Here is a 22,756-nt window from a genome sequence, read left to right as displayed (position 1 = left end):
GCTCGTAACTTGCGGGTCGGCAGTCCGCCCAATCCCGGAGGATCGATGTTCAACAGTCCCGACGAGGTCGCCGCCTACATCCGCGACAACGACGTCGAATACGTCGACGTCCGCTTCTGCGACCTTCCCGGCGTCATGCAGCACTTCACCATCCCGGCGTCGACGTTCGGCGAGGACACGTTCTCCGAGGGGCTGGGCTTCGACGGCTCCTCGATCCGCGGGTTCCAGGCGATCAACGAGTCGGACATGCTCCTGCTGCCCGACGCGAACAGCGCCTTCCTCGACCCGTTCCGCCGGCACAAGACGCTGAACGTCAACTTCTTCATCCACGACCCGATCACGCGGGAGGCCTACAGCCGCGACCCGCGCAACGTGGCGAAGAAGGCCGAGGCCTACCTGTCCAGCAGCGGCATCGCCGACACCGCGTACTTCGGTCCCGAGGCCGAGTTCTACATCTTCGACTCGATCCGGCACTCGACCGGCATCAACGAGGGCTACTACCACATCGACTCGGTCGAGGGCTCGTGGAACTCCGGCGCCCTGACCGGCGAGAACGGCGGCCCCAACCTGGGTTACAAGACCCGGGCCAAGGGCGGCTACTTCCCGGTCGAGCCCTACGACCACTACAGCGACCTGCGGTCGACGATGATGACCAACCTGACCAACGCGGGCCTCGAGCTCGAGCGCGGTCACCACGAGGTCGGCACCGGCGGCCAGGCGGAGATCAACTACAAGTTCGACACGCTGCTGCGTTCGGCCGACAGCCTGATGCTGTTCAAGTACATCATCAAGAACACCGCCTGGGCCTACGGCAAGACGGCGACGTTCATGCCCAAGCCGCTGTTCGGCGACAACGGCTCCGGCATGCACTGCCACCAGAGCCTCTGGAAGGACGGCGAGCCGCTCTTCCACGCCGAGACCGGCTACGCGGGCCTGTCCGACACCGCCCGCCACTACATCGGCGGCCTGCTGGCGCACGCGCCGTCCCTGCTGGCCTTCACCAACCCGACGGTCAACAGCTACCACCGCCTGGTGCCGGGCTACGAGGCGCCGATCAACCTCGTCTACTCCGCGCGCAACCGCTCGGCCTGCTGCCGCATCCCGATCTCCGGCGACAGCCCGAAGGCCAAGCGCATCGAGTTCCGCGTGCCCGACCCGTCGGCCAACCCGTACCTCGCCTTCTCGGCGATGCTGATGGCCGGCCTCGACGGCGTGAAGAACAAGATCGAGCCGCCGGCCCCGGTGGACAAGGACCTCTACGAGCTGCCGCCCGAGGAGGCTCTGGGTATCGACAAGGTGCCCGCGTCGCTGGACGCCGTCCTCGACCGGCTCGAGGTCGACCACGACTACCTGATCGAGGGTGGCGTCTTCACCCCCGACCTCATCGAGACGTGGATCGAGTACAAGCGGGAGTTCGAGATCGACCCGATCCGCCTCCGCCCGCACCCGCACGAGTTCGCCATGTACTACGACATCTGAGTCGTCGTACCGACGCCGCGGCCCCCGACCTCCTCGCCAGGTCGGGGGCCGCGGTGCTGTCCGGGCAGAGCGCGGTCGGCCTACGCCGGGGGCGGCACCGGCGCCGGCGGCTCGACCGCGGCCCGCCGCCGCGCGAGGCGGAGCGGCACCAGCACCACCGCGGCGATCACGACGGCCACCCCCAGCCAGGGCAGCAGGATGCCGAGGACGACGACGGTGGCGCCCAGGGCGGCGGTCAGGGCCCGCCAGCCGGTGCCGAGCCCGTCGGTGAAGCCGTCCGGCCCCCCGGCCGGCGCCACGCCGAACGGCCTCAGGTGCACCCGGAGCGTCGAGAGCTCCACCTGGTCGGCCAGGAGCGCGCGCTGGGACTGCAGCGACTCCAGCTGCTCCTGCCGTTCGGAGAGCGCCGACTCGGCCGCCAGCAGGGCCTCGGTGGAGGTCGCGGCGTCCATCAAGGTCTGCAGTCGCGTCACCGAGCTCTGCAGCGCCGAGATCCGTGCGTCCAGGTCGACCGCCGTGGTGGTCACGTCGGAGCGGGACACCGACACGCTCTCCACGTCGCCGAGGTCCTTCAGATCGGCGAGGACGTCGGTCAGTGCGTCCGCCGGCACCCGCACCACGAGGTCGGCGACGGCGCCCTCGACCCCGTCCTCCCCGGACGCGGCCTGCTCGCTGCGCTCGTCGACCCGGCCCCCGGCGGCCTCCACCAGCTCGCTGACCCGCTGCGCGCCATCGGCCGGGTCCTCGACGGCGAGGGAGACCGAGGCGGTCGTGACCACCTGCCGGTCGGCATCACTGGCAGCCGGTCCCTCCGGTGCGCTCTCGGGCTTCCCCGGACCGGCAGGCTCGGGGACGCTCGCACCCCCGGCGGAGCCGCTGTCCGCGCCGCCGGAGACCGTGCCCGGGCCGGAACAGCCGACGAGCAGCGCCAGGCCCAGCGCCGCGACCACCGTGCTGAGGGAGGACCTCATGGTCCGGACGGTAGGCCGGTGATCTGGCCGCCGACCAGCGTCGATGCCCAATCGTGACGACGTCCGGTCAGGTGCGGTCGAGGGCGACGTCCCATTCCACCCCGGTGGCACCGCAGTTGAAGCCCTGCAGCGTGGACTCCTCGTAGGTCCCGCCCAGGCGTCCACCGACGACGGTGAGCTCGAGTCGCCACAGCGCGCTGCGGGTGGGCACCCCACCGCAGGTCGGCGCGAGCTCCGGTGGAACGGGGCCGGCCGCGCGGTACCGGCCGTCCTCGAACCGCAGCGGCGGCTCGCCGTAGGCGGGCTCGAAGGGCGTCACCGTGCAGGGGTCGCCGGAGCAGTCGATCGCGAGCGTGATCGAGAGCGTGCGGGGGCAGCCGTCGTCCTCGTACCCGGCGCAGCGGGTCAGCGCCCCCTCGCCGGACCACTCCCCCTCCAGCTCGGACGACGGCGCTTGCGTGCCGGCCGGGAACGAGGTGCCCGGCCGAGGGCCGGCATCCCGCCGTCCGCCGACGACCAGGTAGGCGCCGACCACGACGACGACGAGCCCGGCGAGCGCGATCGGCAGCGCGACGGTGGCCCACCGGGGCGGTCGGCCCGCCGGTGAGGTCACCGGTTCATCGTCGCAGGGATGGGCGCCGTCGGCGGCCGACCGGCGCGATGGACGTCACCGCGGCTTCCCGCCGAGGACACCGGGCGGCAACGCCGGGCTCCTAGACTGGAGCCGACCGGCCCATCGAGGCGCACCGCAGAGCGGGAGGCGCGCGAGGCCCGATTCCCGGCAGTGACGCCGGCCCGCAGCGATGCGGCTTCCCTGGATCTGCGCAGACACAGCTGTCTCGCCCCACCCGCGGCGACCCGGTCGCCGGACCCGAGACGGAGAACCGACCATGACGTCATCGATCAGGACCTATGACGACCACGGGGACCAGTTCCCCGGCGCCGTCCCCGCTGACACCTCCCGCACGTTCCCGCACGGAACGGAGAGCCGCCACGTGCGGATGCCCGCGGCCCCGCGACCGACCGGACGGCGCGCCCCGACCCGCGACCAGAGCAACCGCCGTCCGGGGCAGGCGACCACGCGTCTGGGCCGGGTCGGCCAGTTCACCAGGAGCTCGCTGGAGCGGTTCGACCGCTACACGCTGGACGTGTTCAACCCGGTGCCGCCGTTCCGCCCGGACGCCGACCCGACGGTCTGAGCACCGCTGTCAGGCGTACTGTGCGACGAAGTTCGTCAGCATCCGCCCGGGCTCGGTGACCACCGACGGCGTGATCCGGGCGATCAGGTCGTCCATCTCGTCGGGCGGGAAGTAGCCGGCGTGCTGGTAGACGTGGACCCGCGTGACGATCCCCGGCACGTCCAGCTCGGGGTGGAACTGCGTCGCGTACAGGTTCTGCTTCACCCGGAACATCTGCACCGGGCAGGCGGCCGAGGACGCCAGCAGCACGGCGTTCGGCGGCAGGACGCTGCACGCCTCCTTGTGCCCCACGAACGCGTCGAACTCCGGCGCCATGCCGGCCAGCACGGGGTCGGCGATGCCGGCCTCGCTGAGCTGGATCCGGACCGCTGAGATCGGCTCGGCGTAGGTGCGGTCGATGACGCCGCCCTGGTGCACGCCGAGCGTGCCGACCCCGTAGCAGGCACCGAAGAACGGGAAATCACGCGCGACGATCTCGTCCAGCAGCACCGCGAGCTCACGCTCCACGCGGTGCTGGACGGCGGACTTCTCCGCCGGCGGATCGCTGGAGTTGAACGGTCCTCCGCCGACGAGCACGCCCGAGTAGTCGTCGAGGTCCAGCTCGGGCAGCGGGGCCGCCTCCATCCGGACGCGCCGCAGCTCGTGCGGGGCCAGACCGGTGAACCGGAGGAACGCCTCGTACTCGCCGTCGGCGGCCACGTCCTCGGCACGCGAGGAGAGCAGGAGGAAGGGCCGCACGGGCGCCGATCCTAGGCCGCCCGCCCACCGGGCACCCTCCGCTCGCCGGACGCGGTGGTCTCTGTTGGCGCGAGCTCCGGACAGGACTAGCTTCCGGCCTCGTCATCGCGGGGGACTCCGATCGCCAGTCAGGAGCACACCGATGCTGAGTGCCAGCAGGGTCGAGGCCAACATTCCGGCGAGCGACCTCCAGCGCGCCCGCACCTTCTACGCGGAGAAGCTGGGCCTCACCCCGACCCGGGAACTCGGCGGCGAGGTCCTGATGTACCGGACCGCCGGCGGCACCGCGTTCCAGGTCTACCGGACCGACTACGCGGGACAGGCCGGGCACACCATCGCCCAGTGGCACGTCGACGACATCGAGGCGGAGGTCCACGACCTGAAGGCGAAGGGCGTCACGTTCGAGGTCTACGACATGCCGGGCGTGCAGTGGGACGGCGAGATCGCGTCGATGCAGGGCATGGGCCGCGCCGCCTGGTTCAAGGACAGCGAGGGCAACATCCTGTGCGTCGACCAGGAGACCTCGGCCGGCTGATCGTCAGCCCCACACCTCCTCGGCGGTCTCCACGATCAGCGCCAGCTTGGCGATCTGCTCGTCACGGGTGAGCGAGTTGCCCTCGACGGTCGAGGAGAAGCCGCACTGCCCCGACAGCGCGAGCTGCTCCAGGGGCACGAAGGCCGATGCCTCCTCGATGCGGCGCTTGAGGTCGTCCTTGCGCTCGAGCTCGGGACGCTTCGTCGTGACCAGGCCGAGCACGACCCGCTTGCCCGGCGGGACGAACCGCAGCGGCTCGAAGCCGCCGGACCGGTCGTCGTCGTACTCCAGGAAGAAGCCGTCGACCTCGAGCCCGCCGAACAGCGCCTCGGCGACGAAGTCATACCCTCCCTCGGCGACCCACGAGGAGCGGAAGTTGCCGCGGCACAGGTGGGTCGTGACCGTGAGCGACTCGGGCCGCCCGGCGAGGGCGGCGTTGATCTGGCGGATGTACCGCTCGTGCAGGTGCTCGGCGTCGCGGCCCTGGGCGGCCAGCTCGGCGCGCTGCTGGGGGTCGTTGAGGTAGGCCAGACTCGTGTCGTCGAACTGCAGGTAGGTGCAGCCCTGCGCGGCGATGCCCTGGACCTGCTGGTTGTAGGCGGCCGACAGGTCGTGCCAGAAGGCGTCCTCGTCGGGATAGACCGCCGGATCGATCGCCGCCGCCCCGCCGCGGTAGTGGACCATCGACGGCGACGGGATCGTCAGCTTCGGCGTCTGCCCCTCCCCCGCGACCGACTGCAGGTAGGCGAAGTCGGCGGCGAAGATCGGCTCGTCGATGCGGAGCGGCGCGTCCACGTGGAGGCCCGCCGGCGTGTAGTCGAGCGACCCGTCGCTGTTCTTGAAGTGGACGACGATGTTCTGGTCGGTCACCTTCGTGATGCCGTCGATCGCGTAGATGAAGTCCATGTGCCACGAGGCGCGGCGGAATTCCCCGTCCGTCGCCGTCCGCAGGCCGACGTCTGCCTGCACGCGCACGACGTCGGCGATCGCCTCGTCCTCGATGCCCCGCAGTTCGGCGTCGTCGATCTCCCCCGCGGCGTGCCGGGCACGGGCGTCGAGCAGGTTCTTCGGGCGCAGGAGGCTGCCGACGTGGTCGGCGCGGAACGGCGGTCCGGAGCTGTCTGTCATGACCCTGAGCTTGGTGCAGACGCGCCGGGCCCGCAGCCTTCGCTCACGTGGTGAGAACCAGCTCGGCCCTGCGGGTCGGCGCCACGAGCGACACGAGCCACTCCGCGACGGCGTACACCACCAGCCCTGGCGCGATGGCGACCACCGGCGGCACGACCAGCGGGGCCGCCAGCACCGAGATGGTCAGCACCGCCGGCGCGCTGACGAGCCAGCCCGGCCGCCGCTCCTCATCGGTCAACGCACCCCAGCGCACGCCGGCCCACATCATCCAGCGGAGCAGCACCGGCACCCCGCTCTCGCGCATGACCCGCCGGAAGATGCCGTCGGCCTCGGGAGGGCTGACCGCACCCGAGCGGATGCCCTCGCCGCACAGCCAGTCGTGCAGGATCGCCGCCAGGGTGTACGCCCCGAACCGCGGCACGAGCCAGGTGACGACCCGGGGCACGGAGGCGAAGTCGGTGCGGAAGCCGGCCGGGACGACGAACCGCTGCCGGCGCCCCCGGTAGACGAGCTCCTCCACGAGCGCCCACGTGTTGGGGCCGACCCTGCGGACGACGAGAGTTCCGGGTTCGAACGGCACCCGCTCACTCTGCGTCGACCTGCGCGGGGGCGGCTTCCCGACACGCGGAGGTACGGGCCCGCCACCTGACGGAGGACCAGGTGGACCGGTGCCGGTGGTGAGCGTGCTGGCGACCGGTGGCACGATCGCCAACCGCGCGGCGGCGCGACCGCCCAGGACGCCGGGGCCGACCTGGCCGCCTGCGCCGTCCCGAGCAGGCTGCTGCGTCCGTGCCAGGGGTGCGTGCTGCTCGCCGGGCTCCTGGCATGCACCGCGACGCGAGAACCGTGCGCGAGGCCTTCGCGCAGCACACGAGCCTGACCAGCCGACGAGCTCAGGAGCGCGGCAGGACCGACGGGAGGCCGAAGAGCTCGAACATCGAGTAGCCGAAGGTCGTGATCTCGGCGATCTCCGAGCCCTCCACGCGCAGCACGTCGAGCTTGAAGGCACGGAACTCGGTGTCCCCGGGCCGGCGCAGGTAGCTGGCCGCTGCCGGCATCCGGTTCGCCGACGTGGGCAGGAGCCGCCAGTCGCCGTCGCGGCCCGGGCCGAATGCCCGTTCCAGCAGTGGCTGGAACCCCGCCAGCCCGTCGAAGACCATCGGCGCCGGCGGCATGGTCACCCGCAGGTCGGTCGCCGCGATCGAGACGGCGGCGGCCGCGTCGCAGCGCTGGTGGGCGTCGATGAACCGGTCGAGCAGTTCCCGCTCGGCCGCGTTGGGCGCAGCGGCCGTCCAGTCGGAACGGTGCGAGGGCAGGTGCTCCTGCATCGTGGCCCGCGCCCGCTGCAGGGCGCTGTTCGCCGCGGCGACGCTGGTGTCCAGGAGCGCCGCCGTCTCGGCCGCCGGAAGGCCGAGCACCTCCCGCGCGAGGAGGGCCGCCCGCTGGCGCGGCGGCAACACCTGCAGCGCCGCCAGGAACGCCAGCTCGATCGTCTCCCTCGCCACCGCCACGGCGTCCGGCTGGTCGTCGGTGGACGGGATCTGGTCGAGCAGCCGGTCGGGATAGGGCGTCAGCCACCCGATCTCGGCGTAGGAGGTCAGCTCCGGCACGTGCCGCTTGCGCGCCTGGATGAGATCGATGCAGACGTTCGTGGCGATGCGGTACAGCCAGGCCCGCAGGTGCAGCCCGTCGAACGTCGCCCGGCTCCGCCACGCCCGCAGGAACGTCTCCTGGACGGCGTCCTCGGCGTCGTCGAAGGAGGCGAGCATCCGGTAGCAGTGCACGTGCAGCTCGCGCCGGTGGCTCGTGGCGGCGGCATCGAGGTCGGCCTCGGACAGCGTCGCCGCCTCAGCTGCCATCCCGCTCACCCTCCTGCACCGCCCACGTGTTGCCGTCGGGGTCGTCGAAGTAGATGAACGAACCGAACTTCTGGCGCGCCGGGTCCGGGCCGGGCGCCATGCGACCGGCCTCGAAGTGGACGATGCCGCCGTTTGCGATGCCGTTGGCCTCCAGGTGGGAGTGCGCCGCCTCGATGTCGCTGACCACCAGCTGGTTGCCCTTGAGCGACCCGGGCTTCACGTCGCTGCCCATGCCCTTGCCGAAGACGATCGAGCAGGCCGACCCGGGCGGGGTGACCTGCACGACGCGGAAGTGTTCATCGGCCCGGTGATCCACATCCACCGGGAAACCCAGCTTCTCGCCGTAGAACTCCTTGGCGCGGTCCACGTCCGTCACCGGGACGATGACGACTTCCAGCTTCCAGTCCATGACCTGCTCCTTCGCTCGCTGTCGGTTGATGAGGAGTGGAACCGGCAGCGTCCCGGGAACTCATCGGTCCGGCGATGAGGTCGCCCGATCGTCACGCCGGTCTCAGGCCCGCAGGTAGGTGAGGACGGCGAGCACGCGACGGTGCACCCCCGGCCCGTCGACCAGGCCGAGCTTGCCGAAGATCGAGGTGATGTGCGCTTCCACGGTCCGCTCGGTCACGTACAGCCGGGCGGCGAGGGCGCGATTGGAGAGACCTTCGGTGAGCAGCCCGAGCACCTCGCGTTCGCGGTCGGAGAGCTGGGCGAGCGGATCGACCCGCCGCCGCCGCTCGAACACCCGCGACACGATCGTGGGGTCGACCACGGTCTCCCCGTCACACAACCGGCGCAGCGCGTCGACCAGCAGCACGCCGTCCGACACCCGGTCCTTGAGGAGGTACCCGATGCCGCCGGGGTGGTCCTCGAGGAGCCGGACGGCGTACTCGGGTTCGACGTAGGCCGACAGGAGAAGCACCCCGAGGGCGGGGTGGGCTCCCCGCAGCCGCGCGGTCGCCCGGATGCCCTCGTCGGTGTGCATCGGGGGCATCCTGATGTCGACGACGGCGGCGTCCGGCCTCGTCCGGTCGACCTCCCGGATCAGCGACTCCGGGTCGCCAACGGCCGCCACCACGTCGATCCCGCAGTCGGCGAGGACACCGGCGATGCCCTGCCGGGTGAGCATCGTGTCGTCGGCGATCACGACGCGCACGGCAGCTCCACCCGTAACCCGGTCGCCGTTTCCAGGAGGTGCCCCCCGAGCGCGCCGACCCGGTCGGCGGTCACCGTCGGCAGCCGGTCACCGGCGCCGTCCACCTCGACGACCAGCCGGTCGCCGTCCCTGCCCGCGCGGACCACGAGCGCGGCCGACGGGTCCCGTCCTGCGCGGTCGGCGGCGTCGCGCACCACGACCCAGGCGGCCAGCTCGATGCTCGCGTCGAACCTCTCGTCCGGAACTTTCTCGAGCTCGAGCGGCACCAGGGTCTCCTCCGCGAGCGCACGCAGGGCGACGGCCAGGCCGGACTGGGAGAGCACCGCCGGGTGGATGCCGTGCGCGAGCCGGCGCAGGTCGTCCAGCGCTCCCTGCGCCAGCGACAGCCCGCGGTCCAGCTCGGCGACCGCCCTCCACTCCCCCGCCCGCTCGGCCGTGGTGCGCGTCAGTCGCAGCAGGTAGGACAGCGCCAGCAGACTCTGCTGGGCGCCGTCGTGGAGGTCGCGCTCCAGCCTCCGGCGCGCCTCGTCGCCGGTACGCACGATGCGGCGCTGGGACTCCTGGACGTCGTAGGCCCGGGCCAGCCGTTCCGCCGAGAGCCGCTCGTTGTCCAGCGCCAGCCGCGCGGCCGGGCCGAGCACCGCGTCGAGCGCGTCGACCGGCAGCACGACCGGGTCGTGCACGAGGACGGCGACGGTCCGCTCCCCCCGTCGGAGGGGCGTCGCTGTCCGCCCCGGTCCCGGCTGCGTCGGCGCGGTCCGGCCGTCGGCACCGACCTGCCGCTCGTCGTGGCCGACCGGGTACCGCACGTCCAGGTCGAGATCGCCGGTGACCGACCGCAGCGTGCTCGCCAGCGGGAGCGGGCCGCCGGTCGTCTCCAGCTCGGCGGCCAGGCCGGCCAGCGATCGGCGGCGGGCGAGGTGCCGATGCGTCGTCCACGCCGCCGCGAGCGCCAGCAACGACCAGGCGACCGCCCGCGCGACGTGGATCCTCACGAAGAGAGGGTCATCGGCAGTCTCCGTCCCGAGGAGCGCGGCGAGGCCGTACGCCACCTCGACGGCTGCGACCGCCACGAGCGCACCGAGGAGCGCACCGTTCCAGCGACGGGCCACCGACGACGCTGCGAGCAGACCTCTCCCTGCACCGAACCCGGCCAGACCGGCGACCCCGATCGAGGCCAGCGACAAGGCCACGCCCAGCAGATCCGCGAGGGCTGGCTGGCTGGAGATCAGGAGCGTGTTGTCCGAGCAGGTCGGCCAGCACACCGGATCCAGGAACGGGTCGTCGACGACCGCGAACCCGACGCTCAGCGCGCCGACCACGGCCGCAGCCGCTACCGGTCCGCGGCGGCGGGCGCCGGACAGCGTTGCCAGCAGGCCGAGCAGCGCCACCGGCAGCAGCGGGGTGACCAGCGTGGCCAACCCGCGCACCACTCCCGGACCGCCCTCCCAACCGGCCCAGTCCGGTGCGAACCAGAGGACCCCGGAAGCGACGAGCAGCACGCCCACGGGGGATGACCGGCCGAACCAGACGGCGAGCGCCCCTGCGGTCAGCAGGCAACCACCGGCGAGCAGACCCAGCGTGCGGCCGGTCGCGGACGCCATGGCATAGCTCGTGACGAGGGATTCGCTCGACGGGAGACCGGTGGACGCCAGGACGCCCGCCCCGAGCGCGACGGCCAGGGCGAGGACCCCGGCCACGTCGGGCAGAGGTCGCGAGCCCCCCGCAACCGGTGCCGCCGCTGCCATGCTGGCGAGTGTGGCACCGAACCGTGCCGTTTCGACTGTGGTCAGCCACAGGTCGCGGATCCCCGGATCCCCGGGTGGCTCCGATGGAAGCACGGGCGTGGGCGACGAGCCTCGGAAGCTCCAACTCCCAGAAGGGCACGCCCATGAAGGTCCCGAGGACGTCCGCGTCGGTTCTCCTGGTCGGCGTGGTGGTGGCCGGCTGCTCCGCCGGGGAGGTGGACAAGGGCGGTGGCTCGGGGGGCGTGCTCACGCTGAGCCTCGCCTCGCCCGAGCAACCCGGCCGTCCTGGCAGCCGGGACGTCGAGTACTTCGCCGAACAGGTGTCGTCGGGCTCCGAGGGCCGGGTGCGGGTCGACGTCGAATGGGGCGTCGGCGACGGGGGAGCGTCCTGGGACCAGGTCGCCGCTCAGCAGGTCATCGAGGGGACCTCCGACCTCGGGTTCATCCCGGCCCGGTCGTGGGACACCCTCGGCGTCACGACGTTGCAGGCTCTGCAGGCGCCGTTCCTGGTGACCAGCGACTCGGCGCTGGACGCCGTCGTGAGCGATCCGGTCGCCGAGGAGATGTTGTCCGGCCTGGACGAGTTGGGAGTGAGCGGGCTCGGCCTGTTCCCCGAGGGCCTACGTCACCCGGCGAGCTTCGCGGAGCCGCTGCTGGAACCCGCCGACTTCGCCGGTGTCGGCATCCGGACGCCGTTGTCGGACCTGTCGTGGGAGACCCTGCAGGCTCTCGGCGCGACGCCACTGGACATCGGCGGCGAGGAGATGCAGACGCTGTTCCGGGAGGGACGCCTGGGTGGCGCGGAGACGAGCGCGGCCTACGTGTCGTCCCTGCCGTGGCGCGGCGTGCTGACGGGCAACCTCACCCCCTACGCCAAGGCCAACGTGCTGGTCGCGAACACCGAGGCGCTCGAGGCGCTGACCGACGAGCAGCGGGAGCTGCTCCTCACGGCGGCCGACGACACGCTGGAACACAGCATCGAGACCCGTCCCTCCGATGCCGACGAGCTGGCTGCGGTGTGCGCCGAAGGCCTCGAGGTGGTGGTCGCCACGGCGGAGCAGCAGGCCGCGATGGCGGCGGCCACCCAGCCGGTGCGGGATCGCCTGGCCGCCGACGAGTCGACCGGCCCGCTCCTGGCCCGGATCACCGAGATCGTCGCGTCCTCGGAACCGCCCTCTGCGGGCACCACCTGCGCGGACGCGACCCCGGTGGCCAGCTCGCCGGATGACCTCGGCAGGTACGACGGGGTGTGGCGTTACGAGGTCACCTACCAGGACGGCCTGGACGCCGGCCTGTCGGAGACGGAGGCAGCCGAGGAGCTCGGCGTCCAGACGGTCACCCTGGACGGCGGGTCGTCCCGGTGGGAGTGGCGGTCCCGACGTGGAGAACAGGTGTGCGAGGGCACCTACAGTCTCGACGACGGCGTGCTGCAGTTCGTCGAGGAGCCGCAGTGCGGCGGAAGGTGGGAGGCCCGTCCGGCTCTCGACGGAGCGGAGATCAGCTGGACCGATGTCCGGAGTCGCGTCACGAACGATCCGGCCGACCAACTGGTCCGCGAACTGCTGCACAGTGTGCCGTGGCGCAAGATCGAGGAGATCCAGGCGGCGCGGCCGCTCCCGGAGGGTGTGTACCGCTGGGAGATGACCGAGGACCAGCTGATCGCCGCGGGCGTCGACCCCAGGGACGCCTTCTACAACGGAGGGCTGTCGACCTTCACCGTGGAGGACGGCACCTGGGTGCACCACGTGGACGGCCGGGCCGACCCGACCGACTGCGGCGGCACGTACGAGGTGCGAGGGTCGCGGATCGCCTTCATCACCGGTCCGCCTCTGTGCCCCGTCGAGGAGCTCGTCTTCATGGGCAGGTGGGAGCCGACGGCCGACGGCATCAGGTTCACCGCCATCCAGCCGTCCATCCTCTTCAACGAGACCTACTGGGGCCTGCCGTGGCGGCGGATCAGCTGACGGGAAACGCGGGGACGGCGGCCAGCACCGTCGTCCCCCCGCCCCGGCGGCTCTGCACCCCGAGCCATCCGCCCAGCGCGTCGACACGATCGACGAGGGCACGGAGTCCGGAACCGGTCCCCGGGTCCGCACCGCCGGCGCCGTCGTCGGTGACGGTCAGCACGACCGCGTCGTCGTCCGCCGCCAGCACGATGCCGATCCGTGTGGCACCGGCGTGCTTCACCGCGTTCGCCACGGCCTCGGCACCGACGAACCACATCGCCTGGGCCACCTGCGCCGCGAGCGGTCGCGCCATCGCGTCCACGTCCACGTCCACCGGGACCGGGCAGCGTGCGGCCAGGTCGCGCAGCGCCGTCTCGATACCCCCGGCACCGACCGGGTCCAACCCGGCGGCCAAGCGGCGCAGGTCGGCGCGGGTGCGATCGAGCTCCGCCCGCACCCGGTCGACGCCGTCGTCGTCCGACGTCACCCCTGCCAGACCTTCGGCCAGGGCGGCCAGCTTGTGCTCCGCGCCCTCGGCGAGCCGATCCGCGAGTCGACCGCGCTCCCCGTCCGCAGCGGCGACCAGCCGCCGCCGGGAATCCTCGAGGTCGGCCACCCGCGCCTCCACGTCGGCTCGCAGCTGGTCGTTGCGCGCCACCAGTCGCGCGGCGGCGGCGACCGCGTCGAGCAACTGGGCATCGGCGAGGACCACGGGGTCGTGCACCAGCACCGCGACCGGCTCGCCGAGTTGCTGCACCAAGGTGGACGCCCGTCCGGCGTCGCCGGCGGGCACCACCACCGGTCGCCCGGCCGCGTCGACGAAACCTCCGCCGTCCCGGTACCCGACCTCGAGGCTGGGGTCACCCAGCGCCCGGGCGAGCGCGTCGCGCACGGCACCCGATCGTTCGCCGCCCAGCTGCACCACCAGATCGGTGACCGGAGCCGTGCGCCAGCGCGCCCGGTCAGCGCCCGATGTGACGGCGACGGCCACCCCGAGCAGCGCCACCATGTAGCCGAGGAGGGTGACCCCGTCGGCGTCGCCCAGCGGGAACGCCAGCCGCGCCAGCGCGGAAGCGATCAACAGCAACCCGAGGGCGGCTGCGGCCACGGTGGCCTGGTGGCGAGCCCGGCGGACGGGCCCGACGGCCCTCCCTCGGTGGACCGCGACAACCGCCAGCAGCGCCACGGTGAGCCCGATCGTCGTCCATTCGTTGCCCCAGGTCCCCTGGCTGACGGCCACTCCGTACGCGACCGGGACTGCCACCCGCCCGATCCCGGACAGCCGCCCTGTCGGAAAGGCGAACAGCACGTGGACCAGGACGCCCCGGTGCACGAACACCAGGGCCGGTACCAGCGTGCCGAGGAACCAGGTGAGACCCACCCCGCCGATGAGCACCCCCATCGGCTCCGCGGGGGCGCGCGTGCGCAGCAGCAGGGCCCCGCCCAGGAAGGCCCCACCCCACCGCGACGTCAGGGAGCCAGCCGACCGGGTTCCCCGGCCCGTAGACGACCAGGTCGATGGCGAGGCCGGCTCCCATGGCGGTGCACCAGCCGAGGACCTCGAGCCGCCTCACGGCAGCAGCCGGGCGAGCTCCGCGCCGGACAGCGCCCACTTGTCGAGGAAGCCGCGCGCCGGGGACCGGGCCACCTGGTCGCCGTACTCCGCCTCCGCCCGGCTGGAGATGAGCAGCACCGCCGGGGGGAAGGCCAGGGCCGCCAGCCGACGGGCGACCTCGAAGCCGTCGATCCCCGGGAGCTGGACGTCGAGGAGCACCACGTCGGGGCGCAGCATCCCGACCTGGGCGAGCGCCTCCTCCCCGTCACCGGCCCCGCCGACGACCGTGAAGCCCTCGGCCTCCAGCAGCGCAGAGGCCGCGGCACGGAAGGATGCGTGGTCGTCGACGACCAGCACCGTCGGGCTCATCGCCCGATGCTGGCAGGTCGCGACGTCCAGCACACTGGGGCCAGCCGCAGTGCTCGTCGCGGGGATGGCCGAGCTGCCCCGGACGACCGCCGGCCACGGGATTCCTAGCGTCGTCCCCATACCGAGGACATCGATCCGAGGACGTGACACCGCCCCCGGACTCTCGGCACCCGACCGGACATCCCTGAGGAGTTCCCGTGCCCGCAACCCGCTCGTCCCGCCTGCGCCGGACCCGCCGACTGGCCCTCGGCGTGCTGGCCGTCGCCGCACTCCTGCCGGCCACCGTCGCCGAGGCGAAGCCTCCGACGCAGGTGGACCCGGCGCTCATGGTGCCGACGCTGAACCCCGACTTCGCGCCCTGGAGCTGCTGGGAAGCCGGCAGCGGCATCACCTGCCAGGGCAGCTACGCCGATTCCTACTCAGGAGTGCCCATCGGACTGGAGTGCGACGGGCAGGAGGTCTACCTCTCGGTACCGCCCGCGAGCGGATGACCAGGTGGCACACCGCCGACGGTCGCGCGACGAAGACCGTCGTCCACCTCGACTACCCCGGCGACGTGTTCTCGCTGTCGCCCACCGGCGACGGCCCGAGCCTGACGATCTCCGGTCACTTCAACCGCCACTACGTGTATGCCGTCCCCGGCGACCCGATCTCACGCACCCTCACCGAGGTCGGGGCCATCTACCTGGCGCACGCTCCGGGTGGCGGCCGGCTGGTGCTGCAGGACACCGGGCGGGTGACCTTCGCTCCCGGCGCCGACTTCGAGGTGGTCGCCTCGAGCGGAGGCGTGCACGACGCCTACTCCGACCCCACTGCGATCGACACGGCCATCTGCGACGCCCTCACCTGAGGGAGGGATCCGCAGTCGATCATCGCCAGGTGGCTGTCCGCCACGCCGACGGTGGCAGCCACCTGACGATGATCAACTCAGGCGTGTCAGGTGCCCGTGATGTGCTCCGGGCGGATCGGCACCCGGCGCAGCGGCTTCCCGGTAGCGGCGCGGACGGCGGCTGCGACGGCCGGCCCCGAGGAGATCGTCGGCGGCTCCCCCACCCCACGGACGCCGTACGGCGCGTGCGGGTCGGCGTACTCGAGCACCTCGACCTTCATCGGCGGCATGTCGAGGATCGTCGGGATGAGGTAGTCGGTGAACGACGGGTTCCGCACGTGGCCGTCGGTCACCACGATCTCCTCCATCAGGGCCAGGCCCATCCCCTGCGCCGACCCGCCGTGGATCTGGCCCAGGACGGCGTCGGGGTTGATCGCCTTGCCCACGTCCTGCGCGGTGTCGAGGGCGATGACCTTCACCAGCCCGAGCTCCACGTCCACGTCGACGACCGCCCGGTGCGCGGAGAACGCGAACTGCACGTGCGCGTCGCCCTGCCCGGTCTCCGGGTCGATGGCGTGGGTCGGGCGGTGCCGCCACTCGACGGTCTCCTCGACGGCGTCCTCACCGAGCACGTCGCCGAGGCTGATGAGGACGTCGCCGGCGGTGCCGACGATCTTCTCGCCGTCCAGCCGCAGGTCGCCGGCCGGGCGGCCGAGCGCGAGGGCGGCCCGCTCGAGGACCGCCGTCCGCACCGCCTCGCAGGCCGCCTGCACCGCACCACCGGTCACGTAGGTCTGCCGGGACGCCGACGTCGAGCCGCCGGACCCGACGGCGGTGTTCTTCGGATGGACGACGACGCGTTCGACGCCGAGCTCGGTCCGGCAGATCTGCTGCTCGACGGTGATCAGCCCCTGGCCGACCTCGGCAGCCGCCGTGTGCACCGTGGCCACGGCCTCGCCGCCGGTCATCTCCAGCCGCACCCGGGCGGTCGAGTAGTCGTCGAACCCCTCGGAGAAGCCGACGTTCTTGTACGTGACCGCGTAGCCGACGCCACGCACGACTCCCTCGCCGTGGGTGGCGTTGCCCACCGAACCGGGCAGCGAGCGGAGGTCGGGGTCCTCGCCGAGCTCGGGCGGCAGCGGCATGTCCCGCACGATCTGCAGCAGCTCGGCCACCGGAGCGGCGGAGTCGATGACCTGGCCGGTGATGTTGAGATCGCCCTCGCGCATGCCGTTGAGCTGGCGGATCTCCACCCGGTCCAGCCCGACGGCGTCGGCGAGCTCGTCCATCAGCGCCTCGTGGGCGAACGCCGCCTGCACGCAGCCGAACCCGCGCATGGCCCCGCACGGCGGGTTGTTGGTGAAGACGCCGTAGGCGTCGACCGACACGTTGGGGATCCGGTAGGGGCCCAGCCCGAGCGTGCCCGCGTTGCCGACGACCGCGGCGGTCGAGGAGGCGTAGGCGCCGCCGTCGAGGAGGACGCGAGCCCGGGCGTAGACCAGGGTGCCGTCGCGCTGGGCGCCGAACTCGTACGACAGCGTCGCCGGGTGCCGGTGCACGTGGCCGAAGAAGGACTCCTCCCGGCTGTAGGACATCTTGACCGGACGGTTGGTGCGCAGCGCCAGGAGGCAGGCGTGCACGTGCACGGACAGGTCCTCGCGACCGCCGAACGCGCCGCCGACGCCGGCCAGGTGCAGGCGCACCTTGTCGCTCGACATGCCCAGCGCCAGGCAGATCTGCCTCTGGTCGACGTGCAGCCACTGCGTCGCCACGTACAGGTCGACCCCGCCGTCCTCCGCCGGGACGGCGAGCCCGGACTCCGGGCCGAGGAATGCCTGGTCCTGCATGCCGACCTCGAAGTCGAGCGACACCACGACCGGCGCGGTCGCCTCGGCGTCACCCCGCCGCAGCTTCAGGTGGCGCACCAGGTTGCCGGGACGGTGCACCGCCGGGGCGTCGTCGTCCATGGCCCGCCGCGGGTCGGTGACCGCGGGCAGGACCTCGTACTCGACCCGGATGCGGGCGGCCGCCCGGCGGGCGGTCTCCGGGTGGTCGGCCGCGACCAGCGCGACCGGCTCTCCCTCGTAGCGCACGAACTCGGAGGCGAGAACCGGCTGGTCGGCGTGCTCGAGGCCGAAGGCGTTCTCTCCCGGGACGTCGTCGGCTGTGAGCACCGCGGTCACGCCCGGCACCGTGAGCGCCTCGGTGATGTCGATCCGCCGGATCCGCGCGTGCGGGTGCGGGCTGCGCAGAGTCACGCCCCACACCATGTCGTCGTGCCAGAGGTCGCTGGCGTAGGCGAACTCACCGGTGACCTTGAGGGTGCCGTCGGGCCGGAGCGGGCTGTCGCCGATGCGGCCGGGCGTCGTGGTGGTCGTCGTCGTCCGCGTGCCGGCGTCGGTGCTCATGCCTGCGCCTGCCGCTCCGCGGCGAGCCGGACCGCGTCCAGGATCTTCTCGTACCCGGTGCACCGGCAGAGGTTGCCGGCCAGCGCCTCGCGGATCTCCAGGTCGGAGGGGTCCGGCACCCGGGCCAGCAGGTCGTGGGCGGCGACCAGCAGGCCCGGCGTGCAGAAGCCGCACTGCACGGCCCCGCACTCGACGAACGCCTCCTGCACCGGATGGAGCCCGTCGTCGGTGGCGAGACCCTCGACCGTGATCACCTGCCGCCCGGCGGCCTGTCCCGCCGCGACGAGGCACGAGCAGACCGGTTCGCCGTCGAGGTAGACGGTGCAGGAGCCGCACTCGCCCTGTTCGCAGGCGTTCTTCGAGCCGGGCAGGCCCATGCGCTCGCGCAGCATGTAGAGCAGGCTCTCACCGGCCCAGACGTCGTCCACCTCGTGCTCGGTGCCGTTGACGGTGGTGGTGATGCGCATGTCAGGCCGCCTTCCGCAGATCGCGCTGGTATTCGGCCCATGCCCAGGTGGCGGCCCGCCGCGCCATCACCGACAGCGAGTGGCGGCGGTAGGCCGCGCTCCCCCGGACGTCGTCGATGGGGGACGCCGCCTCGGCGACCCGCTCCCCGAAGGCGCGGGCCAGCGCCTCGGGCAGCTGACCGCGGGACTCCCACAGGCCGGCGTCCTCGAGCTCTCCCGCGAGGAAGATCTCCGCGTCCACCGCACGGCGCGGCGTCGGGGCCGCCGAACCGATGCCGGTGCCGACCCCCTTGCGGTCGGGGTGCAGCGCGCACGCGAACGCCGAGACGGCGATGACCATGGCGTTCCGGGTGCCGACCTTGCAGAACTGCTGCGGCCCCGCCGCCGGCGGGACCAGGACGGCGGAGATCAGCTCGTCCGGCTCGAGAGCGTTGCGCTTCACGCCGAGGTAGAAGTCCGCCGCGGGGATCCGCCGCGCGCCGCGCGCCGCCGACGCCACCTCGACGACCGCGCCGGCCGCCAGCAGCGGCGGGTGAGCGTCGCCGGCCGGGGACGCCGAGCCGAGGTTCCCCCCGACGGTGCCGCGGATGCGGATCTGCGGGGAGCCCACGGTCCGCGACGCCATGGCCAGGCCCGGCAGCTGCGCACGGAGGTCGTCGATGATCCGCGAGTAGGGCACTCCCGCGCCGAGCCGGATCCAGCCGTCCTCGGGGGTCCACTCCCGCAGCTCGGGCACCCGGCCGAGGTCGAGCAGCGCCCCCGGACGGCTCCGGTCGAAGTTGACGTCGACCATCACGTCGGTGCCGCCGGCGATCGGGACGGCGTCGAGGCGCTCGGCACGGACGGCGAGGGCGTCGGCCCACGACGTCGGTTGCAGGAAGTCCATCGGTGTCCCTCGCTGGCTCGCCGGAAGTCTTCCTGGGAGACAACCGTCCCGGGCCTGGTGTGGCAAGGGCGCCACGACCTCTGTTACCGGACCGGTGATCAAGCCCGGTCAGCTCACCCGCCGCTGCACCGATCGGGCGGCGAGGGTCCGGATCCGCTCGGTCTGCCGCGAGAGGACGGCGTCCAGGAGCCGGTTGACCGGGGTGACCTCGCCGAGCCGGGCCAGCCCGGCCCACCGGGGGACGGCGACCGTGCGCGAACGGGGAGCCGTCAGGCACCCGCTGATCTGCGCCGCCACCCGCTCGGGCGCGATGCCGCGGGAGAGGCGCCCTCGCGCGTCGGCGTCGGAGCGCGGCGGCGCGCCGTGCCCCCGGGCCAACCACTCGGTCCGGACGAAGAACGGGTTGACCGAGTGCACCTGCACGCGCCGGGCCGTGACCTCCCGGCGCAGTCCCTTCACGAACCCGTCGAGCCCCGCCTTGGTCGCGGAGTAGACGGTGAGCGGCGGGACCTGCGCCCAGGCGGCGATCGACGACACCGCGACCACGTCCGCCCGGCCCCGCTCCCCCGCCGAGGCCAGCAGGTGCGGCAGTGCCAGCCGGGTCAGCTCGACGGCGCCGGTGAGGTTGAGGGCGACGATCCCCTCCACGGCCTCCCCGGGCATGTCCTCCACGAGGCCGGCCCAGCCGAGGCCCGCGTTGAGGACGACGGCGTCCAGGCGACCGTGCTCGGCCAGCACCCGGTCGATGAGCACCGCCCGGTCCCCCGCGCCGGCCACGTCGGCGACCACCGCGGCCACGCGGGGGAGTTCCGCCACCGCCTCCTCGAGGCGCTCCCCGTCCCGCGCACAGGTGACGACCCGGGCGCCGGCGGCGGCGAGCGCGGCGACCGTCGCCCGGCCGATGCCGGCGCTGCCGCCGGTGACGAGGACGACGCGGTTGCTCAGATCGGGCATGCGGGTGTCCTACCCACGGGGGACATCACATGCCTGGACGCATCGAACTGCCTGCGCTGGGCAGAATCGGGGCATGCACCTGCCCGAACCGCGCGGCCCCCTGACCGAGGCCCTGTTCTCCGATCTGGCCTCCGGCACCTCGTTGTCCGCCACGAGCATCGTGCGCGGCGACCGGCTGGCGGCCGACCGGGCACCGGCGCTGACCGACGAGGACCTGCAGCTCAGCCTGGCGGTCTGCTACGAGCTGCACTACCGCGGGTTCGACGAGGTCTCCGACGCCTGGGAGTGGGATCCGGCACTGCTGCGGCTGCGCGCGGCCCTTGAGAAGCGGCACCTCGCGGCGCTGCGCGACCTCGTCGGCCCCCTCGCGGTGACCGACGAGCCCATCGACCGCCAGCTCACCGCGCTCATCGCCGCCGACGACGGGCCGTCCCTGTCGTCCTTCATGGCCAAGAACGGCACGCTCGAGCAGTGGCGCGAGTACCTGGCGCTCCGCTCGGTGTACCACCTCAAGGAGGGCGACCCGCACAGCTTCGCGATCCCGCGGCTCTCCGGCCGGACCAAGTCGTCGATGGTGGAGATCCAGGCCGACGAGTACGGCGGCGGCACCGCCGAGCGCATGCACAGCACGCTGTTCGCCGGGATGATGCGCTCGCTGGACCTCGACGCCACCTACGGCGCGCTGTGGGACGAGGCGCCCGCCGCGGCCTTCGCCTCGGTCAACACGATGAGCCTCTTCGGGCTGCACCGCCGCTGGCGGGGCGCCGCGCTCGGACACCTGGCCGCGGTCGAGATGACGTCGTCGGAGCCGAGCCGGCGCTACTCGGCCGGCCTCCGCCGTCTCGGCTTCGACGAGCGGGTCACCGTCTTCTACGACGAGCACGTGGAGGCCGACGCCGTGCACGAGCAGATCGCCTCGGTCGACATGTGCGGGTCGCTGGTCGCCGAGGAGCCGGAGCTGGCCGCCGACGTCCTGTTCGGCGCCGCCTGCTCCCTCGCCATGGACGCCGTCGCCGCCCACCACCTGCTCGGTGCATGGGAGTCCGGCCGCTCCGGGCTCCGGCGGGAGCGCCCGCTCGCCGCCTGACGGGGGTCAGGCCGCGACGGTCGTCTCCTCGTCGGCCGTGCGGCCGGTCGAGCGGGTGATCGCCCAGCCGAACACCGCGGCCGCCGGGAACATGATCAAGCTGTAGACCGCAGCGGGGACGGCGAGCTCGACGCTGTCCAGCACGCTGATCGCGATCGCGATGGCCAGCGTGCCGTTGTGCACCCCGATCTCGAAGGCGCTGGCGATCGCCCGCCGCCGGACGACGCCCAGGGCCCGCGGGACGACGAACCCGAGCGTGAGGCTGATGAGGCAGAACAACAGCGCGGGCAGGCCGACGTCGGCGATGTAGCCGGTGACGTTCTCCCGTTCGGCGATGATCGTGCCCAGGATCACCAGCGCCAGGACCACCGCCGAGGCGATGCGCACGGGCTTGTCCATCCGCTCGGCGAACGCCGTTGCCCGCTGCCGGACCAGCATGCCCAGGAGGACCGGGACGAGGACGACCGCGAAGACCTGGAGCGTCTTGCCGAACTGCAACCCGAGGCTGCCGCCGTCCGCGGGGTCGAAGTACGCGATCGCCAGGTTGGTGACGACCGGCAGGGTGACCACGGCGATCAGCGAGTTGACCGCGGTCAGCGTGATGTTGAGGGCCACGTCACCGCGGTAGAGGTGGCTGAACAGGTTCGCGGTCGTGCCGCCCGGGGAGGCCGCGAGCAGCAGGAGGCCCACGGCGAGCAGCGGCGGCAGGTCGAACGCCAGGACCAGGCCGAAGCAGATCGCCGGCAGGACGAGGAGTTGCAGGACCAACGCGATGACCACGGCCCTGGGCTGACGCCCGACGCGGGCGAAGTCGCCGACCGTCAGGGACAGCCCCAGCCCGAACATGACCAGGGCGAGGGCCAGCGGGAGCAGGACGGTGGTGAGCGCGGAACCCATGCGGCCCTCCGATCAGGCGCCGGGGGCCGGGGTGGCCGCCCGGCGGGACGTCCCGTGCATCGTGGCCCATGCCACAGCGATCCCGCAGGTGCGGCACACGCGAGGGTGAACGGTCTCAGTCCTCGCCGGCCTCGCGCACGATCCGGGCCGCGGGCCGCGGCCGGCTGGGGGCGCTAGGGGCGGAGAAGCCCGACCGCTTGTGCGCGCCGTCGCAGAACGGCTTGATGCCCGACTTGCCGCACCGGCACAGTGCGATGGTCTTGCGGCCCGGATCGATCACGGCGCCGTCGGGGTCGACGAGCCGGAAGTCCCCTCGCACGATCAGCGGGCCGTCACGGTAGGGAGTGATAGTCGCGCCGTCCCCCTGGGCGGCCGCCGGCGACGCCAGCAGGGCCTCGATGTCCGGGTCCTGCCCCTCGTCGGGGCGGTCCGGCTCGGTGGGCAGCGGTCGTGACACACGTCCACTCTGCCCCGCTCCTCCTGCCCGCACACGCATCCCGCCGGACGGGCCCCCGCCCGGGTGACCCGCTCGGGTCGGGCCGGGC

The 22,756-nt window shown here is 72.8% G+C and carries 24 protein-coding genes; 7 read left to right on the top strand and 17 right to left on the bottom strand.

Translation table 11 applies throughout. From position 1 onward, the window contains the following. Window positions 1-45: 45 nt before the first annotated feature. A complete protein-coding gene (gene glnA, locus E4P40_RS03820; protein WP_135157471.1) occupies window positions 46-1,479 on the top strand; it encodes a type I glutamate--ammonia ligase in 1,434 nt (477 codons plus the stop codon). An 80-nt stretch (window positions 1,480-1,559) separates the two neighbouring features. Here glnA and E4P40_RS03815 read toward each other — a convergent pair whose 3' ends face one another. Further along, window positions 1,560-2,450 carry a DUF4349 domain-containing protein gene (locus tag E4P40_RS03815; protein ID WP_135157469.1) on the bottom strand — a complete coding sequence of 297 codons (891 nt, stop codon included), beginning with the start codon at window positions 2,448-2,450 and terminating at the stop codon, window positions 1,560-1,562. A gap of 67 nt (window positions 2,451-2,517) precedes the next feature. Continuing rightward, complete coding sequence (locus E4P40_RS27900; RefSeq protein ID WP_167762096.1) at window positions 2,518-3,063, bottom strand: hypothetical protein; 546 nt, start codon at window positions 3,061-3,063, stop codon at window positions 2,518-2,520. Between the two features lie 277 nt (window positions 3,064-3,340). Between E4P40_RS27900 and E4P40_RS03805 the strand changes: the two genes are divergently transcribed. Then, on the top strand, window positions 3,341-3,649 hold the full coding sequence (locus tag E4P40_RS03805; protein ID WP_135157467.1) for a hypothetical protein: 309 nt from the start codon (window positions 3,341-3,343) through the stop codon (window positions 3,647-3,649). A 9-nt stretch (window positions 3,650-3,658) separates the two neighbouring features. On the opposite strand, the gene E4P40_RS03800 is transcribed toward E4P40_RS03805, so the two are convergent. Next, the gene (locus E4P40_RS03800) at window positions 3,659-4,387 is read right to left on the bottom strand and encodes a glutamine amidotransferase (protein WP_135157465.1); all 729 of its coding nucleotides are present in this window, start codon (window positions 4,385-4,387) and stop codon (window positions 3,659-3,661) included. 142 nt (window positions 4,388-4,529) lie between these two features. On the opposite strand from E4P40_RS03800, the gene E4P40_RS03795 reads away from it, so the two are divergent. Further along, window positions 4,530-4,922, top strand: coding sequence for a VOC family protein (locus tag E4P40_RS03795; protein WP_135157463.1), 393 nt, complete (start codon window positions 4,530-4,532; stop codon window positions 4,920-4,922). 3 nt (window positions 4,923-4,925) lie between these two features. On the opposite strand, the gene E4P40_RS03790 is transcribed toward E4P40_RS03795, so the two are convergent. The 6 genes from E4P40_RS03790 to E4P40_RS03765 form a co-directional block, all read right to left on the bottom strand. Further along, window positions 4,926-6,050, bottom strand: a complete 1,125-nt coding sequence (locus E4P40_RS03790) for a 5-methyltetrahydropteroyltriglutamate--homocysteine S-methyltransferase (protein WP_135157461.1) — start codon at window positions 6,048-6,050, stop codon at window positions 4,926-4,928. A gap of 43 nt (window positions 6,051-6,093) precedes the next feature. Next, window positions 6,094-6,630 (bottom strand): DUF1353 domain-containing protein, encoded by a 537-nt coding sequence (locus E4P40_RS03785; protein WP_135157459.1) that lies wholly within the window; start codon window positions 6,628-6,630, stop codon window positions 6,094-6,096. Window positions 6,631-6,943: 313 nt separating this feature from the next. Next, window positions 6,944-7,909, bottom strand: coding sequence for an RNA polymerase subunit sigma-70 (locus E4P40_RS03780; RefSeq protein WP_135157458.1), 966 nt, complete (start codon window positions 7,907-7,909; stop codon window positions 6,944-6,946). Next, entirely contained in the window at window positions 7,899-8,318 is a 420-nt protein-coding gene (locus E4P40_RS03775; protein WP_135157456.1) for a glyoxalase superfamily protein, read from the bottom strand. Before E4P40_RS03775 ends, E4P40_RS03780 begins: the two co-directional genes overlap by 11 nt. A 102-nt stretch (window positions 8,319-8,420) precedes the next feature. Continuing rightward, a complete protein-coding gene (locus E4P40_RS03770) occupies window positions 8,421-9,065 on the bottom strand; it encodes a response regulator transcription factor (RefSeq protein ID WP_135157454.1) in 645 nt (214 codons plus the stop codon). Then, window positions 9,053-10,813: a histidine kinase gene (locus tag E4P40_RS03765; RefSeq protein WP_135157452.1), complete on the bottom strand. Its 1,761-nt coding sequence runs from the start codon at window positions 10,811-10,813 to the stop codon at window positions 9,053-9,055. The genes E4P40_RS03770 and E4P40_RS03765 overlap by 13 nt, the downstream gene beginning before the upstream one ends. A 143-nt stretch (window positions 10,814-10,956) precedes the next feature. On the opposite strand from E4P40_RS03765, the gene dctP reads away from it, so the two are divergent. Then, complete coding sequence (dctP, locus tag E4P40_RS03760; RefSeq protein ID WP_167762095.1) at window positions 10,957-12,777, top strand: TRAP transporter substrate-binding protein DctP; 1,821 nt, start codon at window positions 10,957-10,959, stop codon at window positions 12,775-12,777. On the opposite strand, the gene E4P40_RS03755 is transcribed toward dctP, so the two are convergent. Both E4P40_RS03755 and E4P40_RS03750 read right to left on the bottom strand, forming a co-directional pair. After that, window positions 12,770-14,161, bottom strand: coding sequence for an ATP-binding protein (locus tag E4P40_RS03755; RefSeq protein WP_135157448.1), 1,392 nt, complete (start codon window positions 14,159-14,161; stop codon window positions 12,770-12,772). The two genes, dctP and E4P40_RS03755, sit on opposite strands and share 8 nt — an antisense overlap. A 168-nt stretch (window positions 14,162-14,329) precedes the next feature. Continuing rightward, complete coding sequence (locus E4P40_RS03750) at window positions 14,330-14,683, bottom strand: response regulator transcription factor (protein WP_135157446.1); 354 nt, start codon at window positions 14,681-14,683, stop codon at window positions 14,330-14,332. 197 nt (window positions 14,684-14,880) lie between these two features. On the opposite strand from E4P40_RS03750, the gene E4P40_RS03745 reads away from it, so the two are divergent. Beyond that, window positions 14,881-15,174, top strand: a complete 294-nt coding sequence (locus E4P40_RS03745; protein ID WP_135157444.1) for a hypothetical protein — start codon at window positions 14,881-14,883, stop codon at window positions 15,172-15,174. Then, on the top strand, window positions 15,171-15,533 hold the full coding sequence (locus E4P40_RS03740) for a hypothetical protein (RefSeq protein WP_135157442.1): 363 nt from the start codon (window positions 15,171-15,173) through the stop codon (window positions 15,531-15,533). Before E4P40_RS03745 ends, E4P40_RS03740 begins: the two co-directional genes overlap by 4 nt. Before the next feature lie 86 nt (window positions 15,534-15,619). On the opposite strand, the gene pucD is transcribed toward E4P40_RS03740, so the two are convergent. The 4 genes from pucD to E4P40_RS03720 form a co-directional block, all read right to left on the bottom strand. After that, on the bottom strand, window positions 15,620-17,920 hold the full coding sequence (gene pucD, locus E4P40_RS03735) for a xanthine dehydrogenase subunit D (RefSeq protein ID WP_135157440.1): 2,301 nt from the start codon (window positions 17,918-17,920) through the stop codon (window positions 15,620-15,622). Further along, window positions 17,917-18,387, bottom strand: a complete 471-nt coding sequence (locus tag E4P40_RS03730; protein WP_135157438.1) for a (2Fe-2S)-binding protein — start codon at window positions 18,385-18,387, stop codon at window positions 17,917-17,919. Before E4P40_RS03730 ends, pucD begins: the two co-directional genes overlap by 4 nt. Before the next feature lies 1 nt (window position 18,388). Then, window positions 18,389-19,273 (bottom strand): FAD binding domain-containing protein, encoded by an 885-nt coding sequence (locus tag E4P40_RS03725; protein WP_135157436.1) that lies wholly within the window; start codon window positions 19,271-19,273, stop codon window positions 18,389-18,391. 108 nt (window positions 19,274-19,381) lie between these two features. Further along, the gene (locus E4P40_RS03720) at window positions 19,382-20,227 is read right to left on the bottom strand and encodes an SDR family oxidoreductase (RefSeq protein ID WP_135157434.1); all 846 of its coding nucleotides are present in this window, start codon (window positions 20,225-20,227) and stop codon (window positions 19,382-19,384) included. A gap of 73 nt (window positions 20,228-20,300) precedes the next feature. On the opposite strand from E4P40_RS03720, the gene E4P40_RS03715 reads away from it, so the two are divergent. Beyond that, window positions 20,301-21,314: an iron-containing redox enzyme family protein gene (locus E4P40_RS03715; RefSeq protein ID WP_135157432.1), complete on the top strand. Its 1,014-nt coding sequence runs from the start codon at window positions 20,301-20,303 to the stop codon at window positions 21,312-21,314. Between the two features lie 6 nt (window positions 21,315-21,320). Here E4P40_RS03715 and E4P40_RS03710 read toward each other — a convergent pair whose 3' ends face one another. Further along, window positions 21,321-22,211, bottom strand: a complete 891-nt coding sequence (locus tag E4P40_RS03710; RefSeq protein ID WP_135157430.1) for a bile acid:sodium symporter family protein — start codon at window positions 22,209-22,211, stop codon at window positions 21,321-21,323. A 115-nt stretch (window positions 22,212-22,326) separates the two neighbouring features. Beyond that, window positions 22,327-22,668, bottom strand: a complete 342-nt coding sequence (locus tag E4P40_RS03705; protein ID WP_245160124.1) for a CDGSH iron-sulfur domain-containing protein — start codon at window positions 22,666-22,668, stop codon at window positions 22,327-22,329. Window positions 22,669-22,756 lie beyond the last annotated feature (88 nt).

The sequence above is a fragment of the Blastococcus sp. CT_GayMR20 genome (assembly GCF_004570345.1).
This window is presented reverse-complemented; position numbering and strand designations above follow the sequence as displayed.

What these genes read in the sequence shown, in the direction of transcription:
- E4P40_RS03720 (WP_135157434.1), bottom strand. Translation starts at nt 20,227, where the DNA reads ATGCCCGATCTGAGCAACCGCGTCGTCCTCGTCACCGGCGGCAGCGCC.
- E4P40_RS03715 (WP_135157432.1), top strand. Translation starts at nt 20,301, where the DNA reads ATGCACCTGCCCGAACCGCGCGGCCCCCTGACCGAGGCCCTGTTCTCC.
- glnA (WP_135157471.1), top strand. Translation starts at nt 46, where the DNA reads ATGTTCAACAGTCCCGACGAGGTCGCCGCCTACATCCGCGACAACGAC.
- E4P40_RS03740 (WP_135157442.1), top strand. Translation starts at nt 15,171, where the DNA reads ATGACCAGGTGGCACACCGCCGACGGTCGCGCGACGAAGACCGTCGTC.
- dctP (WP_167762095.1), top strand. Translation starts at nt 10,957, where the DNA reads ATGAAGGTCCCGAGGACGTCCGCGTCGGTTCTCCTGGTCGGCGTGGTG.
- E4P40_RS03750 (WP_135157446.1), bottom strand. Translation starts at nt 14,683, where the DNA reads ATGAGCCCGACGGTGCTGGTCGTCGACGACCACGCATCCTTCCGTGCC.
- E4P40_RS03780 (WP_135157458.1), bottom strand. Translation starts at nt 7,909, where the DNA reads ATGGCAGCTGAGGCGGCGACGCTGTCCGAGGCCGACCTCGATGCCGCC.
- E4P40_RS03795 (WP_135157463.1), top strand. Translation starts at nt 4,530, where the DNA reads ATGCTGAGTGCCAGCAGGGTCGAGGCCAACATTCCGGCGAGCGACCTC.
- E4P40_RS03755 (WP_135157448.1), bottom strand. Translation starts at nt 14,161, where the DNA reads ATGGGGGTGCTCATCGGCGGGGTGGGTCTCACCTGGTTCCTCGGCACG.
- E4P40_RS03775 (WP_135157456.1), bottom strand. Translation starts at nt 8,318, where the DNA reads ATGGACTGGAAGCTGGAAGTCGTCATCGTCCCGGTGACGGACGTGGAC.
- E4P40_RS03730 (WP_135157438.1), bottom strand. Translation starts at nt 18,387, where the DNA reads ATGCGCATCACCACCACCGTCAACGGCACCGAGCACGAGGTGGACGAC.
- E4P40_RS03790 (WP_135157461.1), bottom strand. Translation starts at nt 6,050, where the DNA reads ATGACAGACAGCTCCGGACCGCCGTTCCGCGCCGACCACGTCGGCAGC.
- E4P40_RS03725 (WP_135157436.1), bottom strand. Translation starts at nt 19,273, where the DNA reads ATGGACTTCCTGCAACCGACGTCGTGGGCCGACGCCCTCGCCGTCCGT.
- E4P40_RS03765 (WP_135157452.1), bottom strand. Translation starts at nt 10,813, where the DNA reads ATGGCAGCGGCGGCACCGGTTGCGGGGGGCTCGCGACCTCTGCCCGAC.
- pucD (WP_135157440.1), bottom strand. Translation starts at nt 17,920, where the DNA reads ATGAGCACCGACGCCGGCACGCGGACGACGACGACCACCACGACGCCC.
- E4P40_RS03815 (WP_135157469.1), bottom strand. Translation starts at nt 2,450, where the DNA reads ATGAGGTCCTCCCTCAGCACGGTGGTCGCGGCGCTGGGCCTGGCGCTG.
- E4P40_RS03805 (WP_135157467.1), top strand. Translation starts at nt 3,341, where the DNA reads ATGACGTCATCGATCAGGACCTATGACGACCACGGGGACCAGTTCCCC.
- E4P40_RS03710 (WP_135157430.1), bottom strand. Translation starts at nt 22,211, where the DNA reads ATGGGTTCCGCGCTCACCACCGTCCTGCTCCCGCTGGCCCTCGCCCTG.